The sequence below is a fragment of the Siccirubricoccus deserti genome, assembly GCF_014283215.1.
GTDB classification, from domain to species: domain Bacteria; phylum Pseudomonadota; class Alphaproteobacteria; order Acetobacterales; family Acetobacteraceae; genus Siccirubricoccus; species Siccirubricoccus deserti.
In genome coordinates this window covers 1-4790 of record NZ_JACOMF010000139.1, presented here as the reverse complement: position 1 = coordinate 4790, position 4790 = coordinate 1, and the positions used below count along the sequence as shown (strand labels likewise).

General features: G+C 67.6%; 4 protein-coding genes and 1 pseudogene. 2 read left to right on the top strand and 3 right to left on the bottom strand.

What is annotated here, in order from left to right; genetic code table 11:
- Positions 1-467: 467 nt before the first annotated feature.
- Both H7965_RS30595 and H7965_RS28725 read right to left on the bottom strand, forming a co-directional pair.
- A complete protein-coding gene (locus tag H7965_RS30595; protein ID WP_222440878.1) occupies positions 468-641 on the bottom strand; it encodes a hypothetical protein in 174 nt (57 codons plus the stop codon).
- Positions 642-1087: 446 nt separating this feature from the next.
- The gene (locus tag H7965_RS28725; RefSeq protein ID WP_186773931.1) at positions 1088-2701 is read right to left on the bottom strand and encodes a hypothetical protein; all 1614 of its coding nucleotides are present in this window, start codon (positions 2699-2701) and stop codon (positions 1088-1090) included.
- Between the two features lie 181 nt (positions 2702-2882).
- Between H7965_RS28725 and H7965_RS28720 the strand changes: the two genes are divergently transcribed.
- Together H7965_RS28720 and H7965_RS28715 are read left to right on the top strand one after the other, a co-directional pair.
- The gene (locus tag H7965_RS28720; protein WP_186773930.1) at positions 2883-4415 is read left to right on the top strand and encodes a helix-turn-helix domain-containing protein; all 1533 of its coding nucleotides are present in this window, start codon (positions 2883-2885) and stop codon (positions 4413-4415) included.
- Positions 4416-4426: 11 nt separating this feature from the next.
- Positions 4427-4633 (top strand): annotated as a pseudogene (locus H7965_RS28715) (IS3 family transposase); the annotation flags it as partial.
- 16 nt (positions 4634-4649) lie between these two features.
- Here H7965_RS28715 and H7965_RS28710 read toward each other — a convergent pair.
- Positions 4650-4790, bottom strand: a 141-nt coding sequence (locus tag H7965_RS28710; RefSeq protein WP_186771465.1) for a transposase, incomplete at its 5' end; no start/stop codon positions are given.

Sequence of the window (4790 nt, the reverse complement as noted above, 5' to 3'; positions counted from 1 at the left end):
GAAAAGGGCGACGACGCGGCCGACGATGGCAGTTTTCAGGGACTGGGTCGGGTCCGGCTGTCGGGCGCGCGGCATTGGTTGTCTCATATGGGTGATATGGTGACGTCGGCGCGCACGGCCAGCCGCAGCCCACGCTCGTAAAGGCGCTGGCCAGGGCCTTCCGGTGGCCCAAGATATTGGAGGGAGGCCGCTACGGCACGATGGACGAGCTCGCCGCCGGTGAGAGGATCAACTCTTCCTACGTCTCTCGCGTGATGCGGCTGACGCTGTTGGCGCCGGACATCGTGGAGACGATCCTGGATGGACGGCAGTCGGAAGGGGTGGCCCTGCCGGCGCTGATGGCGCCATTTCCGGCCGAGTGGACCGCCCAGCGCGCAGCATTTGCGAGCGCCACCTCCATCTTGGAGGGACGGCGCGACCCACCCCGCAACCGGGCGCGTCGTGACCCGGTTCGCTGGGCGGCGCGCCTAAGACCGGTACTCGGCCGGATTCGTCAGGTTGCTCGCCGGGTTCGTGTCGTGCCTGGACAGGCGCTCGACGAGCCCGCACTCCACGAGGGGCCGCAGCGCGGCCTCGAGCGCGTCCGCCGTCTCCTTCGGGTACACCTCCCGGCCGGAAACACGCACCGCGAAGGCTCGCATGTGCTTCAGGCGCTTCGCCGGATCGTCGAGCGTCGCCTTCGTCCATCGGTAGAGCGGGTACCTCTCGGGCCCCTCCCGCTCGGCCTCCGCAACTTAGGCCTCGAAGGCGTCGAGCTAGCTGACCATGACCGCGCTGTGCGCCTCCAGGACCTCCGCCAGGGGCCGGAACGCGAGAGAGTCGGGGTCGGCTCGGGCCACGACGGCCAGCCCATCGGCGAGGTAGAGCCGGAGCTGATGCTGCCTTTCTGCGCCCAGCCAGTGAGGCCGGTGCGTGGGTCGAGGATGGTATCGGCGCCCTCGACAATGGCTGCCATGTCGGGCGGGCCAGCCCGATCCGCCGCTGATCCATCCTTGCCTCCACCGTTACCCTGCAGGCGCAAGCGAATCAGCATCGGCACTGTCAGCAAGGTGTTTCGCCGAGATTTCCACAGGGGCCATACTCAGGTTCAGTTCCGCGCGAGATAGGCTCGCGCTGCTGCCAGTTCTGCTCGTGTCGGGCCACCGCTCCCGGCCACCTCCAGCAACGAGGCGTAATGCCGCGTCGCTTCTTCACGATTCCCCGCAGCCTCAGCCGCGCGAGCAGCGCCCGCGATAGCTCGGAAGCGGCGCGGCTCGGTCTGCTGCACGGCCGCAAACTCGGTGAGCGCCGCGGCAGCTTGGCCCTCTTCAAGCAGGGCCTCGGCATAGAGCTCCCGGGCCGGAGCAAGTGGGCCGGGGGTTACAACGTGCTTCTCGGTCCGCGCCTCCCGCTCAGCCGCTGCGCGTAGAATCTCGAGCCCCTCCCCGCGCCGTCCGGCAGCAAAAGCGACGACACCCTCCGCAGCTTGGCGCTGAATGTCTACTTGTTCGGCCCAGTATGCGTCTCGGCCGCGCAATCTCTCATGCAGGCGCCGCAGGGCTTCGATGTCGGCAGCCGCCTCATTAGGGTGCCCGGCGCGCGACAGGCCGATGGCGCGCGCAAAGTAGGTCAGCGCATCCGCGAACGCGAACGGGGTCTCTACTGGGCGGAGCGATGCTGCCTCGGCCCATGCGCCGCGCTCCAGCACGTAGCGGGCGCGCATAGCCGCCAGCGCAAACGCGATCTGGGGTGCCACATGCGTGCGCAAGGGAACGTTCGCTGCCGCGTCGATCGCGCGCTGCGCAGCTTCGTCCTGCGCCATTTGGAGATACGCATACACCATGTAATCGAACGCATGCAGTGCCTCGGGTACATCATCCGCGGCGACCGCGAGTTCCGCAGCTCGAACATTCGACTGCACCGAGGACTCCCACCGGCCAACCCGTGTGTAGATGTGAGACGGCATGTGCAGCCCATGCGGGGCATCGGCAGCAATCACGCCATAGCGATCCGCTGCGGCGACCCCGCGGCTCGCGAGGCCAGGGTAGTCGTAGAGATGAATGAGATAATGGACCACACCGGGATGCTCGGACTGGCGTGCCCATTCGCGTTCAAGCAGGGCGGCCCCGCGAAGCTGGTCGGCATAGGTCTTGTCAGATGGGTCAGCCGTGACACCCAGGAGCAACGCGTAGAGGATCGCGGCCTCGCTGTCGGCCGGAAAACGTTCATGTAGTTGGCCCATGGCATTGCGGAACCGTACCAGCCGGGCCCGATGGCCCGGAACATCGTCGCCCGAGAACACAAAGGACAGCGCCTCGATGTAGGCCGCTTCGCGCGGACTGCGTGCACCGAGGCGTGTCGCCTCCTCGAGCAGGGCACGTCCCTGTTGAAGATTGGCGGGCACGGGCGGGAGGTAGGGATTGGGGCGTGTGATGAGCGTGAGCGCCTCGCCCCAATAAGACATGGTGCAGCCGGGATCGGCTTGGCGCACGTCACGGAACGCCTGGGCAGCAGCCTGATACCAGAAGGAGTGCTGCAGCAGCATTCCGTGGTTGAAGGCCGCTTGCGCGCTGGCATTGCACGTCACGAGGAAGTTCACCGTCCCGAGAACGCGGTGCGAATGGCTCCCGTTAATCTGTTGCGCACCGGCGGGCGCGGCCGCAATGCCCGCGAGGAAAAGCCCCACCGCCAGAACCGATCTGGCTAATGCTGGGCAAACCATGAATGCCTCCCTGTCCAGGAGGGCTCCTCATCCGGGAGTAGAATACTGCCCGGTCCGGGCCTCCTCGTGTATGGTGCGAGGGGCATCGACGGCTTGTCTGTCCAAATCGCGCCATTCTGTCCTGGACGCGCCACGCCACCCCTGCGAAATTGGGTCCATGAGTGGCGGTCAGCAAGCACGGATGCCTCTTGCCCTGACGCAACCGGCACCTTCAGGAGCATCTGGCCAGGGCGGGCAGGCCTGCGTCGCTCGCGCGCTGAAAGCCGTGAAATCCGCCCTGGCCGGGGACAGCGCCACCGCCCCGAGCCTGTCCTACTTGGCCGAGGCCGCGGGCGTTTCCCCACGGACGCTGCAGCGCCATTTCGCCCGACTTCTTGGGCTCTCACCACATGCGGCCGTCCAGCAGTTGCGGCTGGCGGCGGCGCGGCAGACCCTGCGGTCGGGCGAGGTCGCCTCAGTGCTAGAGGCAACACTGCGGCACGGATTTGAACATCCCGGTCGTTTCTCCATCGCCTATTCCCGCACCTTCGGGGAGGCGCCCTCGGCCACGCTACGGGCAGCCCGCACCTGCGCGGCAAGCGCAGCATCGACCTCGGGCACGCCCATTTTGCTGCGCGTGCTGGAGCCCGGGACGCCTGGCGATGCCGTGTGTGCCCGCCGCTCAACTGATGATCTAGCGATCGCGCTGGGTCACGCGCGCGACCTCGTGCTGCTCAGCCCTAGTCCCGGCGCGGTTCCCGATGTTCGCCACACGCTGCGGCTGGAGGGGCGGGTCGAGGCGGATAGCGTCACCCTATCGGTCGTGCAGGCCGCACGGGGCGTGGTTGTGCTGACGTTGCGCGAGAGATTGGAACCCCGCATGGGCCTCAGTTGGGCCGATCGTGTGGTCAGTGCCTTGCGGGCGGCAATCGCGGAGGAGCAAATTGAGCAGGCACGACGCATGCCGCGGCATCGTGCTAACATCGAGATGCTCGTACACCGCGCCCGCCCCGCGGCCCTGTCGCAGGAGCCGGTTCTGGTCGGCATGGCGCTCGACCTTTTGGACGAGGCGCTGCTCCGTGACCCGAGCCATGCCCGTGCACAGGCGCTTGCCGCATGGAGCCGGGCCTTGGGTGCCAATCACTGCTTCACGCGCGACAGTGAAGGTGAGCGCGCCCGGGCCCTGGAACACGGCCGGCGCGCGCTGGCCCTTGCGCCTGACGATCCGGAGGTGCTGACGCCTGTTGCGGGAGCCCTGTCGATGGCCAATCACCTTGACGAGGCCGAGGGCCTGATTGCCCGCAGCCTGACGCTCGACCCCGATCAACCCGAGGCACTGCGGCGCTTAGGCTTTATCCAGAACTTTCGGGGCGACGGGCGGCGGGCCGCTGCTGCGTTCCGACGCGCGTTAGGCGCCTATCCCGCGGGGTATAACGGCGCGATGGCGCTGATCGGGCTTGGCATCGCCCGCTTCATACTCGGCGACTACGCGCGTTCGGCCCGTGCCCTTGCCCGCGCCCTGGACCAACAGCCCTCCCGGGCCTGGCCGAATCGGTTCCTCGCGGCCGCGGCGATGCACGCCGGCGCGCACGAGGAGGCGTGGCGCTCGCTGGCAGCGCTCCGGCGGTCCTTTCCGGACCTGACTTTAGGGTGGTGTGAGCAGTCGGATGCGCTACATCCGGAGGCAATGGGGCGCGTGCTGGAGGGACTGGCGCGCGCCGGGCTGCCGCGCTGATCCGGAGGTGCGACCGGGGCAACCAGTTCGCCTCGCTGCGTTTCACCGGCGTGCTGCAGGCGGCCGAGCTGCGCATCTTGATGGACGGCCGCGGCCGCTGGATGAACACCGTGCTCATCGAGCGGCTGTGGCGCAGCCTGAAGTACGAGTGCATCTACCTTCATGCCTTCGAGACCGGCTCGGAGCTGCTGGCTGGGCTCACGAAGTGGACCGACCACTAGGCTCAGGACTCGATCACGCCCACCACGGGATGATGGCGGCGATAGCGATGCCGGCCTGGAAGTTGCGGGCGAGCTTGTCGTATCGGGTGGCGACGCGGCGCCAGTCCTTGAGGTGGGAGAAGGCACGCTCGATGGTGTTGCGGAGCTTGTAGCA